Source organism: Microbacterium songi, assembly GCF_042747925.1.
Taxonomy (GTDB): domain Bacteria; phylum Actinomycetota; class Actinomycetes; order Actinomycetales; family Microbacteriaceae; genus Microbacterium.
The window spans coordinates 324,852-348,990 of the sequence record NZ_JBHZIE010000001.1 but is presented as its reverse complement, the minus strand read 5'-3'; the positions used below and the strand labels follow the sequence as shown (position 1 = coordinate 348,990).

25 protein-coding genes and 1 tRNA gene are annotated in these 24,139 nt (G+C 64.6%); 16 read left to right on the top strand and 10 right to left on the bottom strand.

Features of this window, described 5'->3' with window-relative positions; genetic code table 11:
* Positions 1-11 precede the first annotated feature (11 nt).
* From ACFM35_RS01830 to ACFM35_RS01820, 3 genes are all read left to right on the top strand, one after another.
* Entirely contained in the window at positions 12-1,259 is a 1,248-nt protein-coding gene (locus ACFM35_RS01830) for a DUF58 domain-containing protein (protein WP_378837616.1), read from the top strand.
* Complete coding sequence (locus ACFM35_RS01825; RefSeq protein WP_378837613.1) at positions 1,246-3,555, top strand: transglutaminase TgpA family protein; 2,310 nt, start codon at positions 1,246-1,248, stop codon at positions 3,553-3,555. Before ACFM35_RS01830 ends, ACFM35_RS01825 begins: the two co-directional genes overlap by 14 nt.
* A 26-nt stretch (positions 3,556-3,581) precedes the next feature.
* A tRNA-Ser gene (locus ACFM35_RS01820) sits at positions 3,582-3,666 on the top strand.
* A 270-nt stretch (positions 3,667-3,936) separates the two neighbouring features.
* On the opposite strand, the gene ACFM35_RS01815 is transcribed toward ACFM35_RS01820, so the two are convergent.
* Positions 3,937-5,172 carry a site-specific integrase gene (locus ACFM35_RS01815; RefSeq protein ID WP_378837610.1) on the bottom strand — a complete coding sequence of 412 codons (1,236 nt, stop codon included), beginning with the start codon at positions 5,170-5,172 and terminating at the stop codon, positions 3,937-3,939.
* 7 nt (positions 5,173-5,179) lie between these two features.
* Positions 5,180-5,809 (bottom strand): hypothetical protein, encoded by a 630-nt coding sequence (locus ACFM35_RS01810; RefSeq protein WP_378837608.1) that lies wholly within the window; start codon positions 5,807-5,809, stop codon positions 5,180-5,182.
* Positions 5,810-5,893: 84 nt separating this feature from the next.
* Here ACFM35_RS01810 and ACFM35_RS01805 point away from each other — a divergent pair, with 84 nt between their 5' ends.
* Positions 5,894-6,073, top strand: a complete 180-nt coding sequence (locus tag ACFM35_RS01805) for an excisionase family DNA-binding protein (protein ID WP_378837605.1) — start codon at positions 5,894-5,896, stop codon at positions 6,071-6,073.
* A gap of 21 nt (positions 6,074-6,094) precedes the next feature.
* The gene (locus tag ACFM35_RS01800; protein WP_378837603.1) at positions 6,095-6,796 is read left to right on the top strand and encodes a hypothetical protein; all 702 of its coding nucleotides are present in this window, start codon (positions 6,095-6,097) and stop codon (positions 6,794-6,796) included.
* Positions 6,797-7,080: 284 nt separating this feature from the next.
* On the opposite strand, the gene ACFM35_RS01795 is transcribed toward ACFM35_RS01800, so the two are convergent.
* Positions 7,081-7,539 (bottom strand): GNAT family N-acetyltransferase, encoded by a 459-nt coding sequence (locus ACFM35_RS01795; RefSeq protein ID WP_378837601.1) that lies wholly within the window; start codon positions 7,537-7,539, stop codon positions 7,081-7,083.
* 556 nt (positions 7,540-8,095) lie between these two features.
* On the opposite strand from ACFM35_RS01795, the gene ACFM35_RS01790 reads away from it, so the two are divergent.
* Positions 8,096-8,365, top strand: a complete 270-nt coding sequence (locus ACFM35_RS01790) for a hypothetical protein (protein ID WP_378837598.1) — start codon at positions 8,096-8,098, stop codon at positions 8,363-8,365.
* A 182-nt stretch (positions 8,366-8,547) separates the two neighbouring features.
* Here ACFM35_RS01790 and ACFM35_RS01785 read toward each other — a convergent pair whose 3' ends face one another.
* A complete protein-coding gene (locus ACFM35_RS01785) occupies positions 8,548-9,024 on the bottom strand; it encodes a cupin domain-containing protein (RefSeq protein ID WP_378837596.1) in 477 nt (158 codons plus the stop codon).
* A gap of 170 nt (positions 9,025-9,194) precedes the next feature.
* Positions 9,195-9,884 carry a BON domain-containing protein gene (locus tag ACFM35_RS01780; protein ID WP_378837593.1) on the bottom strand — a complete coding sequence of 230 codons (690 nt, stop codon included), beginning with the start codon at positions 9,882-9,884 and terminating at the stop codon, positions 9,195-9,197.
* A 321-nt stretch (positions 9,885-10,205) separates the two neighbouring features.
* Here ACFM35_RS01780 and ACFM35_RS01775 point away from each other — a divergent pair, with 321 nt between their 5' ends.
* Positions 10,206-10,865, top strand: coding sequence for a GAF domain-containing protein (locus ACFM35_RS01775; protein ID WP_378837591.1), 660 nt, complete (start codon positions 10,206-10,208; stop codon positions 10,863-10,865).
* Between the two features lie 434 nt (positions 10,866-11,299).
* The gene (locus ACFM35_RS01770) at positions 11,300-11,575 is read left to right on the top strand and encodes a hypothetical protein (RefSeq protein ID WP_378837588.1); all 276 of its coding nucleotides are present in this window, start codon (positions 11,300-11,302) and stop codon (positions 11,573-11,575) included.
* A gap of 34 nt (positions 11,576-11,609) precedes the next feature.
* On the opposite strand, the gene ACFM35_RS01765 is transcribed toward ACFM35_RS01770, so the two are convergent.
* The 3 genes from ACFM35_RS01765 to ACFM35_RS01755 all read right to left on the bottom strand — a co-directional run bounded on the left by ACFM35_RS01765 (position 11,610) and on the right by ACFM35_RS01755 (position 13,270).
* A complete protein-coding gene (locus tag ACFM35_RS01765; RefSeq protein WP_378837586.1) occupies positions 11,610-12,320 on the bottom strand; it encodes an ANTAR domain-containing protein in 711 nt (236 codons plus the stop codon).
* Positions 12,321-12,398: 78 nt separating this feature from the next.
* Entirely contained in the window at positions 12,399-12,797 is a 399-nt protein-coding gene (locus tag ACFM35_RS01760) for a hypothetical protein (protein ID WP_378837583.1), read from the bottom strand.
* A 53-nt stretch (positions 12,798-12,850) separates the two neighbouring features.
* Positions 12,851-13,270, bottom strand: coding sequence for an Asp23/Gls24 family envelope stress response protein (locus tag ACFM35_RS01755; RefSeq protein WP_378837580.1), 420 nt, complete (start codon positions 13,268-13,270; stop codon positions 12,851-12,853).
* A gap of 259 nt (positions 13,271-13,529) precedes the next feature.
* On the opposite strand from ACFM35_RS01755, the gene ACFM35_RS01750 reads away from it, so the two are divergent.
* The 7 genes from ACFM35_RS01750 (at position 13,530) to ACFM35_RS01720 (ending at position 21,060) form a co-directional block, all read left to right on the top strand.
* Entirely contained in the window at positions 13,530-14,120 is a 591-nt protein-coding gene (locus tag ACFM35_RS01750) for a DoxX family protein (protein ID WP_378837578.1), read from the top strand.
* 42 nt (positions 14,121-14,162) lie between these two features.
* Positions 14,163-15,005, top strand: a complete 843-nt coding sequence (locus ACFM35_RS01745) for a universal stress protein (protein WP_378837575.1) — start codon at positions 14,163-14,165, stop codon at positions 15,003-15,005.
* Positions 15,006-15,039: 34 nt separating this feature from the next.
* Positions 15,040-16,701, top strand: coding sequence for a sensor histidine kinase (locus ACFM35_RS01740; RefSeq protein ID WP_378837572.1), 1,662 nt, complete (start codon positions 15,040-15,042; stop codon positions 16,699-16,701).
* Entirely contained in the window at positions 16,698-17,345 is a 648-nt protein-coding gene (locus ACFM35_RS01735; protein WP_378838618.1) for a response regulator, read from the top strand. The genes ACFM35_RS01740 and ACFM35_RS01735 overlap by 4 nt, the downstream gene beginning before the upstream one ends.
* A gap of 79 nt (positions 17,346-17,424) precedes the next feature.
* Positions 17,425-17,958, top strand: coding sequence for a flavodoxin family protein (locus tag ACFM35_RS01730; protein WP_378837570.1), 534 nt, complete (start codon positions 17,425-17,427; stop codon positions 17,956-17,958).
* 147 nt (positions 17,959-18,105) lie between these two features.
* Complete coding sequence (locus ACFM35_RS01725; RefSeq protein WP_378837568.1) at positions 18,106-18,324, top strand: hypothetical protein; 219 nt, start codon at positions 18,106-18,108, stop codon at positions 18,322-18,324.
* Between the two features lie 219 nt (positions 18,325-18,543).
* Entirely contained in the window at positions 18,544-21,060 is a 2,517-nt protein-coding gene (locus tag ACFM35_RS01720; RefSeq protein WP_378837566.1) for a phosphoketolase family protein, read from the top strand.
* A gap of 14 nt (positions 21,061-21,074) precedes the next feature.
* Here the strand turns inward: ACFM35_RS01720 and ACFM35_RS01715 are convergent, their stop codons facing one another.
* Entirely contained in the window at positions 21,075-21,710 is a 636-nt protein-coding gene (locus tag ACFM35_RS01715) for a pyridoxamine 5'-phosphate oxidase family protein (protein WP_378837563.1), read from the bottom strand.
* A 137-nt stretch (positions 21,711-21,847) separates the two neighbouring features.
* On the opposite strand from ACFM35_RS01715, the gene ACFM35_RS01710 reads away from it, so the two are divergent.
* The gene (locus ACFM35_RS01710; RefSeq protein WP_378837561.1) at positions 21,848-22,180 is read left to right on the top strand and encodes a cupin domain-containing protein; all 333 of its coding nucleotides are present in this window, start codon (positions 21,848-21,850) and stop codon (positions 22,178-22,180) included.
* 659 nt (positions 22,181-22,839) lie between these two features.
* Here ACFM35_RS01710 and ACFM35_RS01705 read toward each other — a convergent pair.
* On the bottom strand, positions 22,840-24,129 hold the full coding sequence (locus tag ACFM35_RS01705; RefSeq protein ID WP_378837558.1) for a GAF domain-containing protein: 1,290 nt from the start codon (positions 24,127-24,129) through the stop codon (positions 22,840-22,842).
* Between the last annotated feature and the right edge of the window lie 10 nt (positions 24,130-24,139).

Sequence of the window (24,139 nt, the reverse complement as noted above, 5' to 3'; positions counted from 1 at the left end):
GGGAGTGGACCGTGCGCCGCCTCTGGCCGTTGACCGTGCGCGGCTCGGGGGCGCTCGTGCTCGCGCTGATCTGCTTCGTCCTCGCCAACGAGTTGGGCCTGGTGGAACTCCGCTACTTCGGGATGCTGCTCCTCGCGCTCCTCCTGGGAAGTGTCGTCGCGCTCTACCTCACACGCCGGACCGAGACCGTCACGCGAGCCCTGAACCCGGACGTCGCCACCGTCGACCACGCCTTCGACGTCACCGTCCGGGTCGGAGTTCGCACAGCGCTCGCGACCCCTCCGGGTGCCTGGTCCGACGCTCTGACGAAAGGGCTGACGGGCGCGGCGGCCGGCGCCTTCCCCGCCGTGGGATCCGGCCTCCGGGGCACGGCTCGCACCGTCGAGCTGGAGTATTCCGTGACGGGAATGAAGCGCGGCATCCATTCGCTCGGGCCTCTCTCCATCACCTCCACCGACCCGTTCGGCGTGGCCCGCCGGCGCAACGTGCTCGGCGGGCGGACGCCGGTGACCGTGGCCCCGGAGATCATCGAACTGCCGGCCGTGGCGAGCTTCGCCGGCGCCGCTGGCGGAACCCTCCCCTCCTCCACCACGCAGATGGGTCAGGGAGCCGACAACCTGATCGCCCGCCCCTACGCCCCCGGTGACGCCCGCCACCGCATCCACTGGAGGGCGACCGCGCACCGCGATTCCCTCATGGTGCGTCAGGAGGAGCAGGAGTCCACGCCCGAAGCCGTCGTCGTGCTCGATCGCGGCACACCCCGCTGGGCAGCGGAGGCGGCACGGACTCCCGGTGCCGATCCGGGTTTCGAGCGCGCGGTGACGGCGTGCATCTCGGTGGCCGCCCACCTCGTGCACGCCGGATTCGCCGTCACGGTCATCGACAGCGACGGGAGCGAGCTCGTCGAGCGCCTCGAAGGCGGCGACCTCTGGGCACTGGAAGAGGCAGCCGCGCAGTTCGCGACGATCACGACGCACGGTGTCGACACCCTCCCTCATCTGCCCGAGCTGTTCGCCGGGACGACGATCGGGCCGATCGTGGTGGTCACGGGCCGACTCGAGGAGCAGGATGCCACGTCCCTGCGAGCACTCGTGCACCATTCGTCTCTCCCTGTCCTCCTGAGCACCGCGCCCTCGCGGGAGGCGCTCGAGCTCGCCGTCGACACCGGGTGGCACGCGGCATCCATCGCCCTCGACGTCGACCTCGCAGACGCCTGGTCGTCGACGACGTCGGGTGGGGTCGGTCATGTCGTCCGTTGACCCCTCGGCGACGGGCCCATCTGCGCGCCGGCGGTCCGAGCCCGCACTGACGTTCGGCGTGTTTGCCGCGGTCCTCGCGGCGATGCTGCCCGTCATGCGCGTGGTCTCCCCCGACGCCTGGGTGTGGGGCTGCGTGCTCGTCGTGGGTGCTGTTCTCGCTTCCGGGTTCGCCGCCCGGCGGGTGCAGCTCCCTGCCGTGGCCGTGAGCCTCATCGAGGCGGGCGTCTGGCTCGTGCTGATGACGCTCATCTTCCTGCGCGAGACGGCACTGCTCGGAATCATCCCCACCCCCGAGACCGTACGTCTCGTGCAGGCACTGCTGCCCACGGCCTTCGCCGAAGTCGCCCAGGGTGCTGCGCCCCTGCCTGCCACCCTCGCGATGTCGTTCCTGCTCGTCGGGGCCGTCGGTCTGCTGGCGATCGTGATCGACCACGTCGTGCTGACAGCGCGGATGCCTCTCCTGGCCGCGGTCGGGCTCATACCGATCTCACTCATCCCCGCGATCGCCGTGCCGGACGAGGCGGACGTCTGGGCGTTCGTGCTGCTCTCGGCCTCGCTGCTGCTGATGATGCGCGCCGAGATGCGCGCACGCGAGGCCAGGGTCCCGCGTGTCGCCCGTGGGCAGGATGCGACGGGCGCCGCCCCCCGCTCCGCCGTCTCGGCGAGCGCCCTCGGCGTCGGCGCCGTCGCCGTCATCGTCGCGCTGGTCATCGTGCCGCTGCTGCCGGCACCGACCGGATCGATCGCCGGCGGAGCGGGCGTGGGCACGGCGATCGACCCGACCCTGCAGCTCGGCGACGACCTGCGCAAACCTCAGGAGGTCGAGGTGCTGCGCGTCCGCGGCACGGGGACGACCGCCCCCTACCTGCGCGTCGCGACCCTCTCCCAGTTCGATGGGCAGGTGTGGGAACCCGACCGCGGTCGACCCGTATCGCTCGACGACGCGGCGGCTCTGGTCCCGGACCAGGTGTCCGAGGGTATCGAGGTCATCGAGGTCGACACCACCGTCGAGGTGCAGAATCTGCGCTCGAGCTGGCTGCCCGTCTCGTACCCGGCCGTCGAGGTCTCGGGCCTGGGACCGGAATGGTCTGCCCTGCCCGAGAACAGGACCGTCATCAGCCGCTCGGCGACGAGCGCCGGCGAGACGTACGACATTCAGACGCGGGTTCCGCAGCCCTCCCTCGAGCAGGTGCGCGCCACCCGAGCCGGCGGGATCGACGACGACGGCGTCACGCTGGCGCTGCCTGCGGACATGCCGTCCGTCATCGCCGAACGCGCGAACGAGGTCACCGCGGGTGCGGCGACCGATTACGACAAGCTCAAGGCTCTCCAGGACTGGTTCCGCAGCTCGGAGTTCTCCTACTCGCTGGATGCCCCCGTCGCGGACGGCTTCGACGGCACGGGGGCGGATGCCGTCGCCGAGTTCCTGCAGCAGCGCGAGGGGTACTGCGTCCACTACGCATCCGCGTTCGCGCTGATGGCGCGATCACTCGATATGCCGACGCGGATCGTCGTCGGTTACCTGCCCGGCACCACCACCGGCGATGAAGTCGACGACCAGCGCGTGTACTCGGTGCAGAGCGGTCAGCTGCACGCCTGGCCCGAGACGTACTTCGAGGGGATCGGCTGGATCGGCTTCGAGCCCACGAACAGTCTCGGCGTGCCCACGTCGTTCGCGTCCACGGCGACCGGAGGCTCTCCCGGAGCCGACGCCGACGTCGCCCCCGAGGCCACCCCGGGAGCCTCCGCAGCGCCCTCGGCCAGCTCGTCGGCGCGGCCGGACGAAGAAGCCCTGAACGGCTCAGCCGCCGGCTCCGGCACGGGTGCGAGCCCTCTGCCCACCATGCTCGTGCTGTCGGGCATCCTCGTCGCCCTGCTGATCCCCGGTCTGCTCGCCGCCCTCCGCCGTCGCGTGCTCCACTCGCGATCGCGACGCGGCGACGTGCTCGCCGCGTGGACGAGCATCCAGGACATCGCCATCGACATCGGCATCCCCGCACCCGCGAGCGAGTCCGCGCGCATGTTCGGGCATCGGCTCGTGGCTCAGCACGGCGCTCCCGCCGCAGAGCTGAACGTCCTGCTGCGCGAGATCGAGAAGGCCAGCTACGCCCAGGACGGCACGTTCACGAGCGACCGCGGTGCAGAGCTGGCGGATGCCACGGCATCTGTCCGCGCGGGCATGCTGGGCGCCGTCGACCCCCCGCGCCGGGTGCTCGCCGCCATCGCCCCACGATCACTGCTGATCCGCCCGGGAAGCGCCTTCGCCGAGTCGGGGGGAACGCTGCGGGCAAGGTAAGCTGTTCGACGGCCCCGCGGGGCCACGGAGGATTCGCCTAGTGGCCTATGGCGCACGCTTGGAAAGCGTGTTGAGTGAAAGCTCTCAGGGGTTCGAATCCCCTATCCTCCGCACCTGCGATCCCAGTGTTTACAAGGGATCGCGACTCCGAAAAATGCTCGTGGCACAGTTGGTGGCACAGTTAACACGCGTTCTTTCGCTTTTTCGTGCGCATTCTGGCAGGCAGTCCGCCCCTCACCCGCGTCAAATTGTTCAGCGCAGCAGCCTCCCTCCGGCAGCCCGGGTGCGCTCTGACGGACAGTTTGTCCGGTCGAGGCAGCCCCTCTCACGCCGCAAGGAGCGATGGCACGGTGCCCTTGCAAGTCGTCCGGACAGGTGTCCTCAGTGATCGGCTACGGCGGCGCGCTCGGGCTGCTCCGGTGCAAGCAACTGGCCGACGAGATCGGCCGCGCCGCGCTGCAGGGTGCGGACTGCGTGAGAGTAGGTGTTTAACGTTGTCTGTATATCAGCGTGACCTAGTCGCTCCGAGACGATCTTGGGGTGTACCCCGGCGCGCAGCAGCAGCGTCGCATGGGTGTGACGTAGCTCGTGCAGGTGCAGCTCGTCCAGGTCGGGGTGTAACGCGACTGCCTTGAGAACGCGCTCACGCCATTGTCGTGAGAACTGGGTCGGGTTGTGTGGCTGGCCATACCGGTTGCAGAAGATCAGGTGTTCGCCGCGCGCGAGATCGGGGGCGACGGCGCGCAGCATGTCGCGCTTGGCGCGAAAGGCGCCAGCCAAGCGCTGGTCGATGTCGACGTTGCGCACCCGGCCGCTCTTGGTCGCGCGAAAGTCGATGATCGGCTTCTTTCCCGCTTCTTTCACATAGGACATCGCGCGGGCGATCGTGATGACGTTGTTCTCAAGGTCGAGGTCTTTCCAGCGGATGCCGAGGATCTCACCTCGCCGCATGCCGGTCCCAAGCAGCGTGAGCCACGCAAGCCACAGATAGTCACCGGTCGACTCCGACCATTCCAGGAACAGGCGGGCGTCCTCCGCGGACCATGTCGCCATCTCCGGTGGCGCCGCCTCGAGCTTGGACGGCGGCGAGGCACGCTTCGCCGCATTGAACCGAATCAGCCCGTCCTCCAGCGCATGCTGCAGCACCTGTGAGATCAGTACATGAATGTGGCGAACGGTAGCGGCACCCAGCGGATCACCAATGTGCCCGCGGTCCTTTCGGCCGTTCTGCTCGAGCTGCCGATAAAAGCGGTTGAGCTGATCTTTCGAGATGGTGGCGATAGGAGACCGACCCACCGAGGACGGAAGCACATGCACGCGATAGTGCTTGCGATACCCCGCCAGCGTTGTGGCTCGAACGCGCAGCGAGTCGAAGTACTTGTCCGCGTATGCGTTCAGGGTTTCGCGAGTTTCTTCCACGTGATTACCGCGACGGATGTCGACCTGGATTTCATTCAGCGCGTTCAGCGCATCTCGCTCTGTGGCGAACCCGCGCTTGAAGCGGCGCGTTGAATCGCCGTCCGCACGATCCACCCAGTAGGCGATCCGATACAGCGTCTCCCCCGCATTCGTGACATACGAGGAGACCGTGCCATCCTGATTCGACCTGCGCGGCATCAACTTCCTATCTACCGATCGATGGCCCGCCGGCGTACGGCAGGCTGACCGCGGGACCGGTCGCCGAGGGATCGGGAAGGTTCATCCCGGGTGCAAGTCCCTCCGTGCGTGCGCGATTCATCAGACGGGTCGCCGTGCTCTGACTGATGCCGAGGCCATCTGCCACCGCCCGCAGCGGCGGCAGGTTGAGCGCGGCCGCAAGCTGGTACGTCCGCGCGGCATCGGCGACGCTCTGCAGCATGGTGCGGCCTGTTCGCTCGCGCATGCGCCGAATGTAGTCCTCTCCCGTCGCGACCGGGTGATCGGGCTCGGACACTGTGGATACTTTGAGGCCGCTCACTTGAAGCGCATGCTGCACCCGGACCTCGCGCAGCGTGAGGCTGGTGACCTCATCTCCGCTCCCCTGCCGAAGCACGCGAACCTCGGCCGCGACCGCTCTACCGAACTGTTCGTCGAAGTGAACGTGCATGCGAATCACCCCCGGCACTCCCTCCTCGCCGCGGACAACGATGGTCCACGAGCGCGGAACGCTGACACCACTGGCGAGCGCTATTCGCTCGTCGCTGACGTCGACGTTCTCGATGTAAACCATGTCGCCATTATCACAGGCATGAAATTGCTGAGCAAGGCGCGACATGACGCATTCATGACACTCCTGGCTCGATACGTGCTACCGTGTGCGCATGCGCTGACAAAGGTGGCTCTAACAAAGGAGAAGTCAATGAACCGCTCGCAGGACGCACTCGCTCTCACCTATAAGGATGCTGCGGTACTCGTGGGCGTGGAGTACCGCACGATCAAGCTCGGCGTGGAGCGTGGAACGATCCCCACCGTGCAACTCGGCCCTCGCCGGATGATCCCCCGCGCGGCACTGCTGCGCCTCTTCGGCGTCGAGTCCTGACGCCCGTAAGCGGCGAGCGTCATGGTCGACGCACGGCTGCCGGCCGAATGGCTCGGCAGCATCCAAATAGACGACCTCAGCGATCGCGCCTTCCGCATCCTCGCCGGCGCGCTGATGTGGCGCAACGGACAGGGCACCGACGGATTTGTCCCGGCCAGATACACGAGGTACCTACATCCCGACGGGGACGATCAAGCGGCGTTCGACGAGCTAGAGAAGTCCGGCTTCTGGACGCGCGGAGAAGACGGCTACCAGATGGTCGGCTGGTCTCAGGAATTGCGGCAGTCGACGGCCGCTGAGGTGGAGCGCTACCGCGAGTCATCTCGGTTGCGTCAGAAGGCCTACCGGGAGCGTCGGAAGAGTGCGCCTGCTTCCGCGGCCGACCGACCGGCGAGGACGCCCGACGTCACGCCTGACAGCACAACTAACGTGATGCGTGACGTCACGGCGAACGTAGGCTCAAGCTCCTTGACCAAGCCGGGAAAGAAGAGCGCCTACGTAGAGCGTGATGTCACGCGTAACGCAGACTCTCCGTTCAGCCATAAGCAACCTTCCGGCACGGTGGAGCCGCGCGGCGCGTGTGCGCGCGCCAGGCTGGCATCAGAGGCTCGCCAGAACACCATCCCCGGGCTGGGCTGCGACGGCGCCATCGACGGCCATGAAGTCGTCGTCGATGGAACGTGCGCGGTCTGCGCCTACCGCCCCGATCACTCCTCCGCCTAGACAGCGCGGCCGACGAAGAGCCCCGTGCACGGCTGACTTGCGTGACAGTCTCGCCAGCCGCAGAACGTCGCCGCGCGCGCTGTCGACCGGGTCGCCTCCCAGGTAGCGACAGTCTCGTTGCCCAGCGCATTCGAAATAGCCAGTCACGCGGCGCTCCGGCTTAGGCGACTGCACCGAGACGACGGCGGAAGTCCTGCCGTCCGAACAACCACGTGACGCGGAAGGGTACGGAGTTGATACGGGCAACGCGCAGAGCGACGGTCAATCAACCAGTATTCGGCCTCTCAAACTCGATAGGTGAATCCGACGTCCGAGCCGATGAAGCCACATCGCCGATAGAACCGATGCGCGTCCGAGCGCGACGCTTCGGACAACAACTGGACGAGGCTTGCATCGATCGCGGGTGCGGCGGTGCCGGTGAGCCAGCGCATCATCGCCGCACCGATCCCCGATGAGCGCTGGTCTTTGTCAATCCGCACGGCTTCCACGAACAGCCGGGCACGTCCCCGGTTCGTCATCCCAGGAATTGCGGTGAGCTGCATCATCCCGACGAGGCGTCCGCTGGAATTGATGGCGACAACCAGCTCGTTCGCTGGATCTTTCAGAATCTCAGCCAGCGCCCGGCCGTAAACGCGGCGATCAGATTGGTCAGTCACGTCGCCGCGTCCAGCGCTCCCCGGGTCATCGAATAGCAGACGCACAATAGCGTCCAGATCTTCCAGGTCCGCTCGGCGGAGGGTCATCACCCCATCGCGAATGGCTAAGCAGGTAGGTAGCGATAGAGAAGCGAGCATATTCTCATCATTGCAAAGCGTCGAAGCAGCACGACCATTCGGAGTAGCGGTCGTCCGAGCATCTCCGTCTGCCGCAGACTCATCGGACACCTTCATTGACGTGCGCGTAACGCGTCGAGACGAAACCTTGTTTTGGTGGCCAAGCGGGGGTGTGACGAACGCGACCAGAACGTCAGGAACCATGGCTCCGGAGCTGGTCCTCGCCTGCCCCAAACGCCTCGGTCGGCCGATCGCTCGAGTCCATCTTCAAACCAAGAGGCCAGAGGGGGCCGGTGCTACACCGATGAATGATCCCATGACGACCAGTCCTCTGCGGCCACGATCGGAGCAGTCAATATGCCAACCGAGTCAATAGAAGCAATAGAAGCAATGCACGCAGGCACCATTCGGTGATAGTCCGTCGCGCCTTGCGAGCAGTGGGATCGCGTGTCAACCTGGTTACATGTCTCGAGGCCGTCGAATCGCTAAGCGATCAGCGGCGGAAATTCGGGCTGCGCAAGCAGAAATGGTCGCCGAGGCCGAGCGTGCAGCATCCGAACTTCGAGCCGCAGACGAGCGGCGGTTACTACGTCGGTGGGGCACTTTGAGGGGCGCCCTCGAACGGCTCAGTGTCGTGTCGCGCGAACTCGAGCGAGTGCATCGGGAAGAGATGAAGCTCCTCCACGAGCGCGACGAGCTGATCCTTCTGATGCGGTCGAACGGCGAGAGCTGGAACGCGCTCAGCGCGAGAACCAAGCTCAGCCGCCAGGCACTGATGAAGAGAGTACCGAGCTGAATCGGCCCCTCGACACGTATGACGGTCTCACCGGCCCGCGGCTACAACTCCTATCGGCCAAGCGCCTGACCGAGGCCCGCGAGCCGCGAGCCGCGAAGAATCGGGATCGAACACGTGTACCTGGACTACTCGCAAGGTTGGCCGGCGATGTTCCTAGCCGCACGCCGGTCACAGGCGGCAATCTAAGCGTGCTCACCGGTGTCGCCAGAATTGATCTGTGCCGTCCACTCGGGCGCGGTATCCGCACCAGACGTTTCGTCTCTCGCCGCATCAGCGCTCGTCCTTTGCACCGTCCCCGCCGCGTGATGCACCGGCGCGTAGATCGTGCATAGATGGAGAGCACTGGTACCTGTGTTGATGACATCGTGCCAGGTACCCGCTGGGACCTGGATGGCCCACCCCGTCGAAACGTCGTGCTGGGAGTCCAGGTGATCCCGCGCCGCTCCCATGACGGCTCGGCCCTGTCCATCAACGACGCGCAAAAACTGATCTGTCGCCGGGTGGCATTCGAGACCGATTGACTGACCGATCGGAATGGCCATCAGTGTGATTTGCAAGTACTTTCCGGTCCAGGCGACTGTCCGGTAGTTGTTGTTCTCCTTTGTTGCCCCATCAATGTCGAAGACATCCGGGTCTGGGCCGATATCGCTGATGTTCATCTTTCCCATCTCGCTAATCTGTTCGTTTTGGCAGCTTCAACACCTAGTTGTGACTGAGTGAATGTTCGTTGTTCTCCTGACTCGTCCTGCCACTGACTGCGGGGATGCCCGGCCTGCGACCTCAGGAGCGACAGCGGGAGGGTCGTAACCCGACCCTCGGGTCCGTCTTGTCAGTCCGCGCGAACGACGATGCGGTTATCCACGTGGGTCACGTGCGGCGACGCCCAAGCCGCGCTGGCGGCTTGGTCCTTTTCTGCCCAGGAGCGCACGCGGCCGTGCAGCAGAACCGTCCCTTCTTCGGCGGTCACCGTCACGTGATTGGCGTCGAGTTGGGCGTTGCGGACAATTGCGTTGCGGATCCGCTCTTCGGTGTCCGAAGCAGAAGGTCGCGCTGACCTTGTGATGCGATTATCGACGGAGACGACCCCGCGAAGGTGTTGCACCGCCTGTTGGGCGGCATCTCGCTCGACGTCTCCGTAGACCTCGCCGGCGAGGGTGACGCGGTGCCCTACCACCTCGGCGGTGACTGTATCTGGCACTGCACTTGTCGACTTGAGTGCCTGATCGACTTCTTTGGCGACGTCCGTCTCACTGATCGAGAAGGATCCTTCCGGATGAATCCGCAGCTCGTCGACGATCGTTGATACTCCGCGGACTCGAAGCGCGGCGCGCTTGGCCGACAGCAGTTCCGCATAGGTGTCCACCTCGCCAGCGAGCGTGATGGTGCTGTTTTCGACCGCCACGCCGATACCGGCGAAGTCGACACCGGTTGCCCTCTTCAGCTCTTCCTGGATGGCAGCCTGCTGGTCTTCATCGCTTTGAGCAGTCTTGTTGTTACTCACGACTTTGGCGGTACGCATGATGAGATCCTTTGGTCGGGTCGCGCAGGTTCACGGCGCTTCCTCTAGGCTCCCGCGCGTGAGATCTCCGCGACAGGGTCGTTGGTCCCGCGGCCCGGCATCGCCCGCGCGTTTGTTTGTGTGGTGGCCGAGGACACCCCTCTGTCCCACCGCGGAGAGCATCGCCTGGTTCGCGTCACGCGTTGAGGAGGGCGGATGCACGCGGGTGTACTGTCAGTGTCACGGCACCTAGACCCACGCGCCCAGCCACTCTGAAACGACGGGCGGGTTCCTATGGGTTCTTCTTTACCGGGCGATGACCGAGCGGACTTCGCTTTGGCATTGAACGATCTTGTCAACGCGGTCCCCGGGTGTGACTTGAGCGGTGCTTTTTGTCGCGCGGTGGCGGTGTCCGGTGCCGTCATCTCCACCCTTGGGCTGCCATTGGGAAGCGAGACCGTCTGCGCCAGCGACCGGGTGGCCGCTCGCGTCGACGAGATACAGATCGACCTCGGCGAGGGTCCCTGCTGGGATTCGCTTCGAACCCGGCGCTCCGTCCTCGAACGCGATCTTCGTAACGGCGGCGAGAACTGGCCCGCCGCCCGCGAAGCGTTTCGCGGGCTCGGTATCCGCGGCATCTTCGCATTCCCGCTGTTTGTAGGAAACCTGAACGTTGGCACCGTTGGCCTCTACACCGACGAGCCCCGCAGACTCACCACGGAGAACGTTCGTGATGTGAGAGTGCTGGCGGCCGTGGTGTCGCGCCACCTGCTGTGGTGCGCGCTCCGTCGTGTTGACGATGTTGAGGATGGATGGGATGACGGCCCTTACTCGCGGGGCAACATTCACCGAGCCGCCGGGATGCTTGCGTCTCAGCTTCACGTGCGAGTCGATGAGGGCCTGTCAGTTCTTTGCGGCCGCGCCCATTCCACCGGACGTCCCGTATGCGAGGTCGCGGAGGAAGTCATCTCGGAGCGAAGGCCCTCACCCGCTGATATCTGACCCGACAGCCTGCTCTCCACCAACGCGATCTCCCAGGATGCACAGTGTGAGCACGATCAGGTACGTAACCACAGGGCTTCGGTTGGTCGAGAGCTCTCGGCCTGGTGGCGGTAACAAGCGTGACCCTCTATGCCGTGTTTCGCGGATGCGCTGGCTCCGACAGGCTGCATCGAGCTACCGCAACACGGGTTCTCATACAAGGAGGTCGCTCATTCGAGCTCAGCGACCTACGTTGACGGCGGAGCGCCGGGAAGGCCGGCCAGCACGGGCGATCGCCGCTCGTCCATCTGATGGGAGGGCCATGATCCTTTTGTTTGCCCTCGTCATCAGCAGCGGGGCATCGTCGACCCGCCTGGCTTGCACCGGCTCCGGATCCGGCACAACTCGCGACTCGTCCCCTCAGGTGGCTCCTGATCGGCCAGATGATCGTTGCTATGACGTCTAAAATCACCGTCGTCACAGTTGGTCACGTCGAATTTCAGTTATCTCCTTTCGAGGATGTTGCCACCCTGAAGCTGGCCGTAGGCCAGGCCGCGGGGTCTGGCGCAGGGTTGGTCAGCTTCCGGGCTGTCGGAAACAGGGACGTCTGCGCTCTCGTTATCCCGGGAGTGCCAGTAATCATCGAGGAGCGTGAACTCGAATCGGCAGCAGACAGGGATCCGGACACAGGAGAAGATCCGGGCGGCGCCGTGGATTACGACTGGCCGTGACGGCAGAATCACCCGTCACCCCGGTAGATGACGCCTACTTCTCGGCGTCGCCGATGACCTCTCGAGCGATATCGGAGAGCCGCCGCTGAGTGCTTCGCGCGGTGTCTCGAAGGTGGCCAAAAGCCTCGTCCATGTTGATCTTGTGCGCCTTCGCGATGACGCCTTTCGCCTGCTCCACGACGACACGGCTCTCGAGGGCATACTGCAGCTGGGTGCGGGCGACATCGGCTTCCCTGAACGCCCGTTCATGCAGAATCCCTATGGAGGCGATGTCGGCAAGACCGCGGGCGGCATTCACATCCTCGGGCGATAGACCATCCGTGCGATCGCCGAAGAGATTGAGGGAGCCGATGGTGTCGTCCCGGAGCCTCAGCGGGACTGCGTACACCCACTGGTAGCCGAGTTCGCCGGCCCGTCCGACGAACTCGGGCCAGAGATCGCGCATCTTCGCGAGGTTGTTCACCGAGACCGGCCGACCCGTCCTGTACGCATCGAGACAGGGGCCCTGTCGCGCGTCGAGTTGCAGCAGACCTACCAGGTGAATCCGTTCACTCGATGAGGCGATCACGGACAACGATCCGTTCTCGTCCGGCACCATGATGCCGGCGTCGGCAGCGCCGAGGGTTCGGACGCATTCCGTCACCAGCGTGTGCAGCAGCTCGACAATGTCGTAGCCGGCGACGAGGGTATCGGCTAGTTCGACGAGCGTGTCCAGCAACATCTTCTCGCGTGGAACCTCGCCCATGTACTTAACTTACTTGCATTGTTGAGCGTTGCCGCGTGCCTCTCGGGCCCCGATTCGCCCATGGCACGCGGCGCGTCTCTAGAGGGCCCCGATGTGTTTGGCCGCTTCAGATGTGTCAGCGAGGAGCACGAGACCTACGGAGGGTTCGAGTGAATCCGTGAGCGAGTCGAGGGTGCCGTGATGAACCCTCTCCGTGATCGGGATGTCGATGTGACGCTCCAGGTACCGGGACAGAGTTCGCGCGAGGGCCATGCGACCGGCATCTGCATCGCTGACGATCTGTCCTCCCAAACGGGCGCCGACAAGCTCGACGAGCCGGATGACGTGCACCCCGCCCTCGTTCGCTCGGGCGATGGACACCGCCCGATCGATGAGGTCGACCGGCAGGGTCGCCCCACGGACGACGACCGCGACGTCCGGCCGGTCTCGATCGAGCGCCTCCGAAACTCCGCCCGTTCCCGGCTGCGGTGCGGCCATGACGTGTGTTCCTCTCAACCCGAGTTCGTATGGTCGCGATGGTGTCGGTCCTGCTAGACGGACGCGTCCGGGTCCGTCGTCTCTTCGGGGGTGAAGATGTCGTTGACCGTCACGTTGACGGCGAGGACTTTCATGCCCACGATGGTCTCGACGGCGAGGATGACCGCGGAGCGGACATCGGCGCCGAGCTGCTGCAGGCTGATCGGGTACTCGGCCGAGAGGGTGACGTCGACGCTGACGGTGTCGTCGGTCACCGCGAGGGTAATACCCTGGCTGTAGTTGGTATTGTTCATCGCTCCGCGGACCGCGCCGATGACGCGCATCGCAGCCCCACCGAGCGCATGGACACCGGTCACGTCATGAGCGGCGATGCCGGCCACTTTGGCGATGACGTCCTGTTCGACGGTGGTGGTGCCGAGTTCTGAACCGATGTCGGTGGACGAGTTGACCGGGTTGGTCGTCGTGGTGGCCATGATGGCTCCTTCTTCACCCGTCGCCGGGTGTCATGGAGCGGCTCAGATTCGCGGTATGCGGTGACTGCCGCCACTCCTGAGCACGACGTTACGGCGCCCCCGTGGCGGCTGACAGGGCCGAAGGTCCCGACGCGTTGTGAATCACCCAGGTCCTCTTCCGCCGGGACCTTCGACCCTGGCCCGGCGCCTATCCATGACGGAGTGTGGAACTAACAATCGCCGCAGGCCGACCGCCGCGGCACAACCCGAAGGATTCCCGATGGCTGTTCTGCAGACTCCGCTCCCCCACTCCCCCGACCTCGCCACGACCCGGACGGTGACGACCCTCGATCAGACGGCGATCGTCACCCGCACGAATGGACGACGCTGGCTCGCCGTCTTGAGACTGTCGACCGGCTTCATCTTCTTGTGGGCCTTCCTGGACAAGACCTTCGGCCTCGGATACTCGACGCCGCCCGAACGAGCATGGATCTCGGGCGGGATGCCGAGCCAGGGCTTCTTGAACAGCGACGCGGTTGTCGGACCGTTGAAGCCCTTCTTCGCCGCCATCGCAAGCCCGGCCACCGACATCCTATTCATGCTGGCGATGCTCGCCATCGGGGTAGCGGTCACATTAGGCGTAGGTCTGCGCGTTAGCGCCGCCGCCGGAACCCTGGTGATGGTCGCGATGTATCTCGCCGAATGGCCCTTCGGGCCCAACGCCGCCTCCACCAACCCCCTGGTGGACTACCACATCATCTACGCGCTCGCCCTCATCGTCGCAGCCACACTCGCGGCCGGAGACACCTGGGGCTTCGGGAAGTCATGGAAGAAGCTCAGCCTCGTCCAGCGGAACCACTGGCTCGTCTGAATGCGCCGCGCGGTCAGGTCGACCCACAAAAAGGAGGCAGAGATGCACAGCATCATCGTCGGGTTCGACGGGACGGATGCATCGTTCACCGCCGTCGACTGGGCCGCTGACCGCGCCGCTCGACGTGAGACCCACGTCGACATAGCGATGTTTGCGGGTGACACCCTCTCTGACGAGGTCCGCACCGGCGCATCGCTCGCCGCTGCCGAAAGACGCGTGCTCGACCGCGCTCCCGACTGTGAGGTCACCACCCGTCGGTTGCCGGGGTATATTCCCGCTGCCCTCTACGCGGAGGCGTGGGCATTCGATCTCCTCGTCATTGGCTCTCACAGCGGACGGACCCTCCGCACGGCTCTCTCGGGCTGGCTCCCGCTACGGATCGCGGCCGGATCCCCCATCCCCGTCGTCGTCGTCCCCGACCATTGGGTGCCGAGCTGTGGACCCATCGTCGTCGGATTAGATGAGGACGACTCGTCCGCGACCGCTGCGGACCGCGCCGCAGAAGAAGCTGAGGCGGCAAAGGTGTCGCTTCGCGTCGTGCACGCGTGGCAGATGCCCGACCCACAGATCGACGGAGCGATATCGCTACTCGCCTCTCCCGCGCGGGTGAAGGCCGAGCACGCGCGCACGCTCCGCGCGATCACCCACCGACTATCCGTCGCTCACCCGCGACTCGACGTCACACCGATCCTGGCGCAGGAGAGCGCGGTATCCGCGCTGATCAGCCGCGCGCAGGAAGCAACGATGCTCGTTATCGGGACGCACCACTGGGGCATCATCGCCGGCGGACTGTTCGGCTCCGTGGCTCAGAGAGTGCTCGCCGACGCAAGGATTCCGGTCTACGTCGTACAGTCCCAAGTCGGCCGTGAAGGCCGCCCCGCCTGAGCGATCGATACACTCAGAACGACGGGAGGCCGGAATGCTGGAGCCGTCGGACGCGCCTTACCATTCAGTAAACGATGCTGCGCTCGTTCAGCCTCGACTCCACGATCTGCTGCGCGCCAATGCCGCCGTCGTCGAGCGGTTGGACCTCGAAGTCGTCCTTCGCCGCGTCGTCGAGTCGGCGATGCGGCTCGTCGACGCACGATACGGGGCTCTGGGTGTCATCGCCCCCGACGGCACGCTGGAACGGTTCATCCACGTCGGCGTCGATGCGGCCACCGCCAGCGACATCGGGCACCTCCCCACCGGGAAAGGCCTGCTCGGCGCCGTCATCGCCGATAGCGCCCCCATCAGGGTCGCGCATCTCGCAGAAGACCCACGTTCCGCGGGCTTTCCGGCGCATCACCCTGCAATGGATGCGTTCCTCGGCGTCCCGCTGCGCGTCGGCGACGACGTCTACGGCAACCTTTATCTCACGTCCGGGCGGCGCGGCCCGTTCACCGCCGACGACGAAGAACTCGTGCTCGCCCTCGCGGCCACCGCGGGCATCGCCATCGAGAATGCGCGCCTGTACGACATCGCCAAGACCCGCGAGATCTGGAGCATCACGACCGCCGACGTGATGGCCGCGATGCTGGAGGTCTCCGGCGAGGACGTTCTCAGCGTCATCACGGAACGCGTCGGCGCTCTCATCGACGTGGACCTCGTGGTTGTCGCGGTCCCCCACGGCCCGGACGATTTCCGAGTAACGACCGTGCACGGCACCAGCGCGGAACCCCTCCTCGGCCGCATCTTCCCCGCGGCCGGAACGCTCGCTGCCCGCGCGCTCGCGACCCAGCGAGCAGCTAGTGTCTCAGGGAGCGCCGACCAAGCTCCCGTCATCTGGCAGCCTGGTTCTGGCCCGACGGTGGCGATCCCTCTCTACAGCGGCGAGGAACCGCTCGGCGTCCTCACTATCGCCCGGTATGCCGGAGCATCGCCTTTCACGGACGCGGAGCTGAACATGGCGTTTGCATTCGCCGGGCAAGCCAGCGTCGCCATCGAGATCGTCCGCGCACGGGATGACCGCCGACGCCTCGACACATCACGTGATCGCACCCGCATCGCGCGAGACCTTCACGACCACGTCATCCAACGGTTGTTCGGCGCCGGCCTGTCGTTACAGGCGCTTACAGCGGGAGCGGATGCCGCGACGTCAGTCGCTCTGGAAACTCAAGTCGACGCCATCGACGCCGCCATCAAAGACATCCGAACCGTCGTTTTCGCTCTGGGCGCCGCGGACCGGGGCGGCCAGAAGAGTACTCGCGACCGCCTCCTAGACGTCGTGTCCGAGAGCGCGACAGGTCTAGTCGAGACGCCGCGCATCACCTTCTCGGGACCGCTCGACTCTCTTGTAAGCCCGCCGCTCGCGGACGAACTCGTTGCAGTGCTCCGAGAATGCCTTACGAATGTCGTCAAACACGCACGGGCTCATCTCGTCGAAGTTGCCGCCGAAATCACTCACGAAGCTATCACCCTCACCGTGTTCGATGACGGTCGCGGCATCCCGGACGGAGTCCACAGGAGCGGGTTAGCCAACATCACCGAGCGCGCATCCCTGCTCGGCGGGGATTGCACGATCACCGCCGGTTCCCCCTCGGGAACGCGTGTCACGTGGTCGGTACCCGCAACACGCGACGAGAAACCGGGAACATCATGATTCGTGTCTTCCTCGTGGACGACCACGAAATCGTCCGACGCGGCATCGCGCAGCTGATCGGCTCAGAGGCGGACCTAATCGTCGTGGGTGAAGCAGGAACAGTTTGCGAGGCCGCCCGCCGCATTGAAGCGACCATCCCCGACGTCGCAGTTCTCGATGTCCGACTTCCCGACGGCAACGGTGTCAACCTCTGTCGCGACATTCGTTCCGCGCACCCCGAAGTCGCTTGCCTCATCCTCACCGCGTACGACGATGACGACGCGCTGCGCCTCGCAATCCTCGCCGGTGCGAGCGGGTACGTCCTCAAAAACATTCGCAGCGGCGCCCTCATCTCAGCCATTCGTCGCGCCGCGGCCGGAGGCACTGTGCAATCCCTGGACGTGCTTCGCCGCGGCGCAACAGCCATCCGGCCGGTTGCGCTATACGCCGATAAACCCGTCCAATCAGACCTCTCATTGAGGGAGAACCAGGTACTCGAGCTAATCACTGGTGGCCTCACCAACCGCGAGATCGGCGACAGGCTCGGCCTTGCGGAAAAGACGGTAAAGAACTATGTCAGCGCGCTCCTGTCGAAACTAGGAATGGAACGTCGCACACAGGCAGCCGTTTACGGATACGAACGGAAGCACACCTCCCCTGAATGACCCACGGGACGTTCGACTCTGTGCCCACAGGAACTGGTGAACGAGACTCTTAACACATCGATCGAAAGAGGAACAGCTCATGCGCGCACTCGTGGTCTACGAATCCATGTTTGGGAACACGAGAGCTGCCGCAGAATCCATCGCCCTCGCCCTGGAGCAGAGCGCGATCGATGTGTCGATAACAACCGCGTCGACCGCGCCCGATACGACCGACTGTTTCGACCTTCTCCTCGTCGGCGCCCCCACCCACGCCCACGGCCTTCCCCGCGTTACCTCGCGGTTCGAGGCCGACCGCTGGGCCGCCGATCCGGCCAAGAACCTCACTCTTGAGCAGTCGGCCATCCTGCCAGGTGTGAGGGAGTGGCTGGAAACCGTCCGCATCTCCGATCGCACCCACCTCCTCGGCGCCTTCTCCACGAGGGCGGACATCCTCCGCGCTCTGTCAGGAGACGCAGCGGTCGCCATCAAGCGACGACTCACGTCTCATTCCACTGGTCCCGTCGAGATGGAATGCTTCCTCGTTGACAAAACGAATCACCTCATCGGCGGAGAACTGGCCCGCGCCAGGGCATGGGGCATAAGCCTCGCTAGACGGGCCGCGGTCGCAGCTTAGCTATCACGTCGATCATGGCCCGGCATCTGCGGGCGACTAGTCCGTCGTGGTGTCCAACTCATCCGTGAGCTGCGCTCTATCTTCCGCAGAGTCTTGGCGATCGTCTTTAGCGTGTGCGCGGTCCCGTGCCGCCGCGCGGCGCTCACCGTGGCCTGCATAGTCCTCATCGGTATCGAGGAATGCCTGAAGGTCAGCGGCACGCCCGCGTTCATCGGCTGCCGTGTCACGCGCTGTCGCCTCTTCGTCTCGCTGGTCGGCATCTCGAAGAATCTTGACGGTGCGGTCATGCCGTGCCGATTCATCACTAGCGCCGACGCCTCCTCGTGGCTCGCGGCGATCACCCTCGTGCGGTTCTCCGTTCCCTGATCTGGTCACGCACCCATCTAACACCCATGCATTTGCAGGTCCGACTGTCGCGGTCGCGATTACGCACTCAGTCGTTTTCGTCCACGTCAACCACGTGGTGCAACACCGTCCTCGTGCCATACAAATCGGTCACACCCACAAATTTGTTGCGGCAGCACGCCGCCCCAACAAACTCCGTAGGCCACCCGACCCACCCTGGACCAGCGAAACGAGACGCACATGATCAGCGGTCGACCACCGACACTCGCTCCCGACGGCGGACACAGTGCCTTCCCCTCCCGGGAGAAGGTCGGCGCGGACGGGGGCACACTCGCACAGGTCGACGCGTGGTGGCGAGCGGCCAATTACCTCTCGGTCGGGCAGATCTACCTGCTCGACAATCCACTGCTTCGTGATCCGCTCGCTCGCGATCACGTCAAAAGGCGGCTCCTCGGCCATTGGGGCACGACGCCGGGACTAAATTTCGTCTACGCACATCTGAATCGCGTCATACGGGAGCGCGACCTGAACACGATTTACATCACCGGTCCGGGCCATGGCGGGCCGGGCATGGTCGCCAATGCGTATCTAGACGGCACCTACTCAGAGCTCTATTCGCACATCGACCGAAACATCGACGGCCTACGTCGACTGTTCCGCCAGTTCTCGTTCCCCGGCGGCATCCCCAGCCATGCCTCGGCGGACACGCCGGGATCTATTCACGAGGGCGGCGAGCTGGGCTACGCGCTCTCCCATGCCTACGGAGCCGCATTCGACAACCCCGACCTGCTGGTAGCCGCAGTAATCGGCGACGGCGAGGCTGAGACCGGCCCGTTGGCGACGAGCTGGCACTCCAATAAGTTTCTGGATCCGCTCACCGATGGAGTAGTCCTCCCGATCCTGCACCTCAATGGTTACAAGATCGCTAACCCGACGGTGCTGGCGCGCATCCCCGAAGAAGAATTGCTCACGCTAATGCGGGGGTACGGCCATACGCCGTATCTCGTCTCGGGCGGCTTCGACGGCGAGGACCCGATGGCGGTACATCAACGGCTCGCAGAGACGCTCGACACGGTTCTGAACCAGATCGCAGAGATCAAAGCGGCGGCCGCCGCGGGAACTCAGACCAGTCGCCCCGCCTGGCCGATGATCATCCTGCGCACACCGAAGGGGTGGACGTGCCCGCGGACGATCGATGGGCTACCCGCGGAGAACAACTGGCGATCGCACCAGGTGCCGCTTGCCAGTGCGCGGGACACACCAGAACATCTCGAGGTTCTGGACACGTGGCTGCGGTCGTATCGACCGGACGAGCTGTTCGACGAATCGGGTGCCCCTGTGTCGCTCATCAGCAGCCTCGCTCCCGAGGGTGAGCGCCGCATGAGCGCGAATCCCGTCGCGAACGGAGGCCTGCTGAGACGAGACCTGGTGCTGCCTGACTTCCGCGACTTCGCGGTCGATGTGCCGAGCCCGGGCGCCACCGTCAACGAGGCCACGCGCGTGTTAGGCGAGTGGCTCGCGGATGTCGTTCGGTCTAATCCGCACAACTTCCGCATCTTCGGACCCGACGAGACGGTTTCGAACCGCCTCGGTGCGGTGCTCGCCGTCACCGACAAACAGTGGGACGCAGAATTGCGGGACTCGGACGAGCATCTGGCCCGCAGCGGCCGTGTCGTCGAGATGCTCAGTGAGCACCAGTGCGAGGGGTGGCTGGAGGGCTATCTGCTCACCGGACGCCACGGTCTCTTCAACACGTACGAGGCTTTCGTGCACATCGTCGATTCGATGTTCAATCAGCACGCAAAGTGGGTGAAGACCAGTAAGGATGTGCCGTGGCGGCGCCCGATCGCGTCGCTCAACTATCTCCTGTCCTCGCACGTGTGGCGGCAGGATCACAACGGTTCCTCACATCAAGATCCCGGCTTCATCGATCACGTCGTCAACAAGAAGGCAGACGTCGTCCGCGTGTACCTGCCGTTCGACGCGAACACACTTCTGTCGACGTACGACCACTGCCTGCGCAGCGTCAACTACGTCAACGTCGTCGTCGCCGGCAAACAGCCCACCTTCAACTGGCTGAGCATGCCGCAGGCCGTCGAACACATGACCCGTGGCGTTGGCATTTTCGAGTGGGCCGGCTCCGAAGTAGAAGGTGAGCAGCCCGACGTAGTGTTGGGCTGCGCCGGTGACGTGCCCACTCTGGAAGTACTCGCGGCCGCGTCCCTCCTTCGCACGGCGATCCCCGACCTCAAGGTGCGCGTCGTCAATGTGGTGGATCTCATGTGGCTCGTCAGCGAAGGTGAACACCCGCACGGCATGAGCGACCGGGAGTACGACGCCATCTTCACTACCGACCGTCCCATCGTCTTCGCGTACCACGGCTACCCATGGCTGATCCACCGACTGACGTATCGGCGAGCGGGTCACGAGAACCTGCACGTGCGCGGCTTCAAAGACGAGGGCACGACAACGACGCCCTTCGACATGGTCATGCTCAACGACATCGACCGCTATCGGCTCGTCATCGACGTGCTCGATCGCGTTCCGGGACTCAGTGAACGCTATGCCGGGCTGCGCCAACGCATGCAGGACGCCCGCGTGCGAGCGCGGGCGTACACCCGGGAGTTCGGTGAAGACATCCCCGAGGTTGCCGACTGGATCTGGACAACCGGCCCGGAGCTGCTGGCGCGCGAGGTGAACACCGGCGTGGGCACCCCCGAGGCAGATGCCCGTGCAAACAGTGACGACGCCGCATGAGTGGCGGCGGAATCCTAACTCGGCGGAAAGTGCGCGATATGGATAGGTGCCTGCGAACGGACGGAAGGGGTTTGCAGGACCGTGTCTTCGTAGGGTCGTGTCGGCTCGTGAGCACTCACTGGTGGCGTGAGAATGGCTGGCTCAGGAGACGTCCTAAGCAGGTTCGTGTGCTCAGCGAATCGACGGCCGGAGACCGAGTCCGGCGTGATGCACACGTAGTTGTACTTCGTCGTGGGGCTAGACGAGATCATCGCCTGCACGCCCGATTGAAGGATCTCGGTGTCGAAGGCGAGACGACGGGCGGAACCTCGGATAACCGCGCTCCACTGGAAGCCGGCGTCTACGCCGTCGATCTCCAGCGCGACGCTCGAGTGCGCAGTGATCGCCATCAGTTTCAACCCGGGTGCGGACTTGATATAAATGGCTTTGTCGCGGACCACATAGTTCAGCGGAAACACGTCAGGTGCGCCATCCAATCCCTCAACGGCAAGCCGGCCGAAGGATTCCGCCTCGATCATCGTCCAACACTGCGCCTCAGTCAGGTGCTCCACCGCATGGCGGGCGGGCTCCACATGGGCAGTTAGGTAGGCGTTCTCGTCGACGATGGCGCCGGGTTCGTCCATCTCGCGGTCATCCCTGATTGTTGTCATTGTTACTCCCTGTCTCTTCTATTCGACATCGTCGCCTGATGCGAAAACAGGGCCGAAGGTCCCTCCGACTCAGGAAGCCATCCACGCCACCGGACGATTGATATCTCTGACCGACAGCACTCGAACATCGGAACATCATGCAGAAGACCTCACTCATCGCACTCGCCCGACACGAACTCGTCCATGCGCGAGAGGCGGCTAGCGGCCGAAGCTCGAAGACAGTCTTCGGGGGCCACGAGCATCATCTCCGTCAGACATTGATCGCCCTCACCGCGGGCGAAAGCCTCGCCGAACACGAGAACCCTGGGGAGGCGACCCTGCAGGTTCTCGAGGGTCGAGTGCTCCTCATATCCGGCGACGTGTCCTGGAACGGCTCTCCAGGAGACCTTATGACGATTCCGGATGGACGCCACTCGCTGGACGCCGTCGAAGACTCCGTCATCCTCCTCACCGTCGTGAAGCAGAGTTGAGCCACGACTCTCATGTGATCCGCTGGCGACAAGGGCGCCGAGGCCGAACATGCATCAGCCCGGTGGCGCAGCGCGAGAGCTCGAGCAGGTGCATCAGGCAAAGGTCAAGCTCCGACCGACACGATCGCGACGAAGCGGTCCTTCTCATACGGTCAAACGGAATGCGCTCAGTTCTGGAACCAGCCTCGGCCGGCGGTAGGCGGTCAATATGTCCGAGACCCCAGCGTCTCCCTTGGTAGAAGTGAGCCAGACCAGCAGCTATGGCTCACTAACCTGGTCCCGTGGCACAGTTGTGGCACAGTTGACCGCGACACGCCGTGCATCCAAAGGCAGGGGGATGCTGGTGTGCCAAGATTTCGGCATACCGAAAACCGCGTAATTCCGCGGCAAAATGGCCGATTTGCACCCCGAAAAATGAGAGTTCGAATCCCCTATCCTCCGCTCTCACGATCCGCGTGTTTACGAGGGATCGCGTCCCTGAAAACGCTCGCGGCACAGTTGCGGGCAAAGTCACGACCGCTTCGTGATTCGAAAACCGGTCCGCTGATGTCGAAGATCGGCCGATTCTGATCGGCTGTCGCTACGAATGGACCAGCGTCGGCTGCCGGGCTCCACCGGCGACATAAGCGGGCCCCGCGCCAGAGTGGCAGAGGACGCCCTCACGTGAGGTCCGGTCTCCAGAGCTGTTCTTGTGCGATCAGGGCGAGGTTGCGGAGCATCTCAAGATCGCCGGCGGTGAACCGGCGGGGCTCGGTGTCCATGATGCATAGCGCGCCGACACGGTACCCCTGCGGGGATTCGATCGGAGCACCGGCATAGAACCGCACCCCGGGGGGGCCGACGACGGCGTCGAAGTCAGCGAAGCGCGGATCGGCTTGGGTGTCTTCCACTACGAGCTGAGAGGCCCGTCGAATGGTGGTGTCACAGAATGATTGTTCGCGCGCGACGACAATCGGTTCCATTCCGCTCACAGCCTTCATCACCTGCGTCTCGCTGCGGACGATCGTGATCACAGCCATCGGCGCTCCAAACGTGTGTCGCGCGAGCTCCGTGAGTTGGTCGAGGACTGGGTCGACACTGCTGACGAGTTCCCCGAGGTTCTCCACGGCGCGCTGACGTGCCGCTTCGTGGAACGTCCACCGGTCCGCGGTTCGCCGGCGTGCATCAGGGATTCCCGTGATCCGCGTTGCGATTCCCTCTGCCCACCGGGCGTAGACATGCGCGTTCTCCGCTTCGAACTGGTTATCGCCCGACAGCGGCATCATCGTCATGTTCGACCGAGCCGAGATCAGAGTCGAGATGACGGCGTTCAGGGCCACTGCGTGCTGGTCGACGACGCGGGCAAGAAGGCGTGGGAGCTGAGTCTTCTCGGCGAACGTGGGAATCGACAGGATGACGATCTTGGTCTCGGGCGACGTCCTCGCTTCGATATCCGAGAAGAGTGTCTCCAGGTCTTCCTCCCACTGCACGGCACTCACCAAGGCGAGTGCTTCGTTGTGTCCTACGGACAGGAGGATGAGATCGAACCGGGAGAGATCGACGTCCTTGATCGCAGGCAGACAGGTTCTTGCGGTCATCAGCTGGTCGACGACGATGTCGACATCCGTCGCATGACCAGTGCGCGCTGACAGACTGCGGGCGAGGTAGCCGGGAAGCCCAAGGTCGTGGCTGAGCACCCCGCGCCCGGTGGCCGCGCCATCTCCGGTGAGCAGTACGTGATCGCGATTCTCCCCGGTCGCATAGACGTGGGGGGTGTCATTGGCCAGGAAGGTGCGCTGCCAGGAATGAGGGCTGGCTGCCAACCACAGTGCGATCAGGAGGCGATCAAGCGGATACCAAGGCATGACAGACCTCGCAAACACCCGGGGTGAGTGGAAATCGGCACGGAACACATGGTTTCCGTATTCAAGCACTCCGCACCACCGGTCGATAGCTACGGCCATACCCATGACGCGGGCT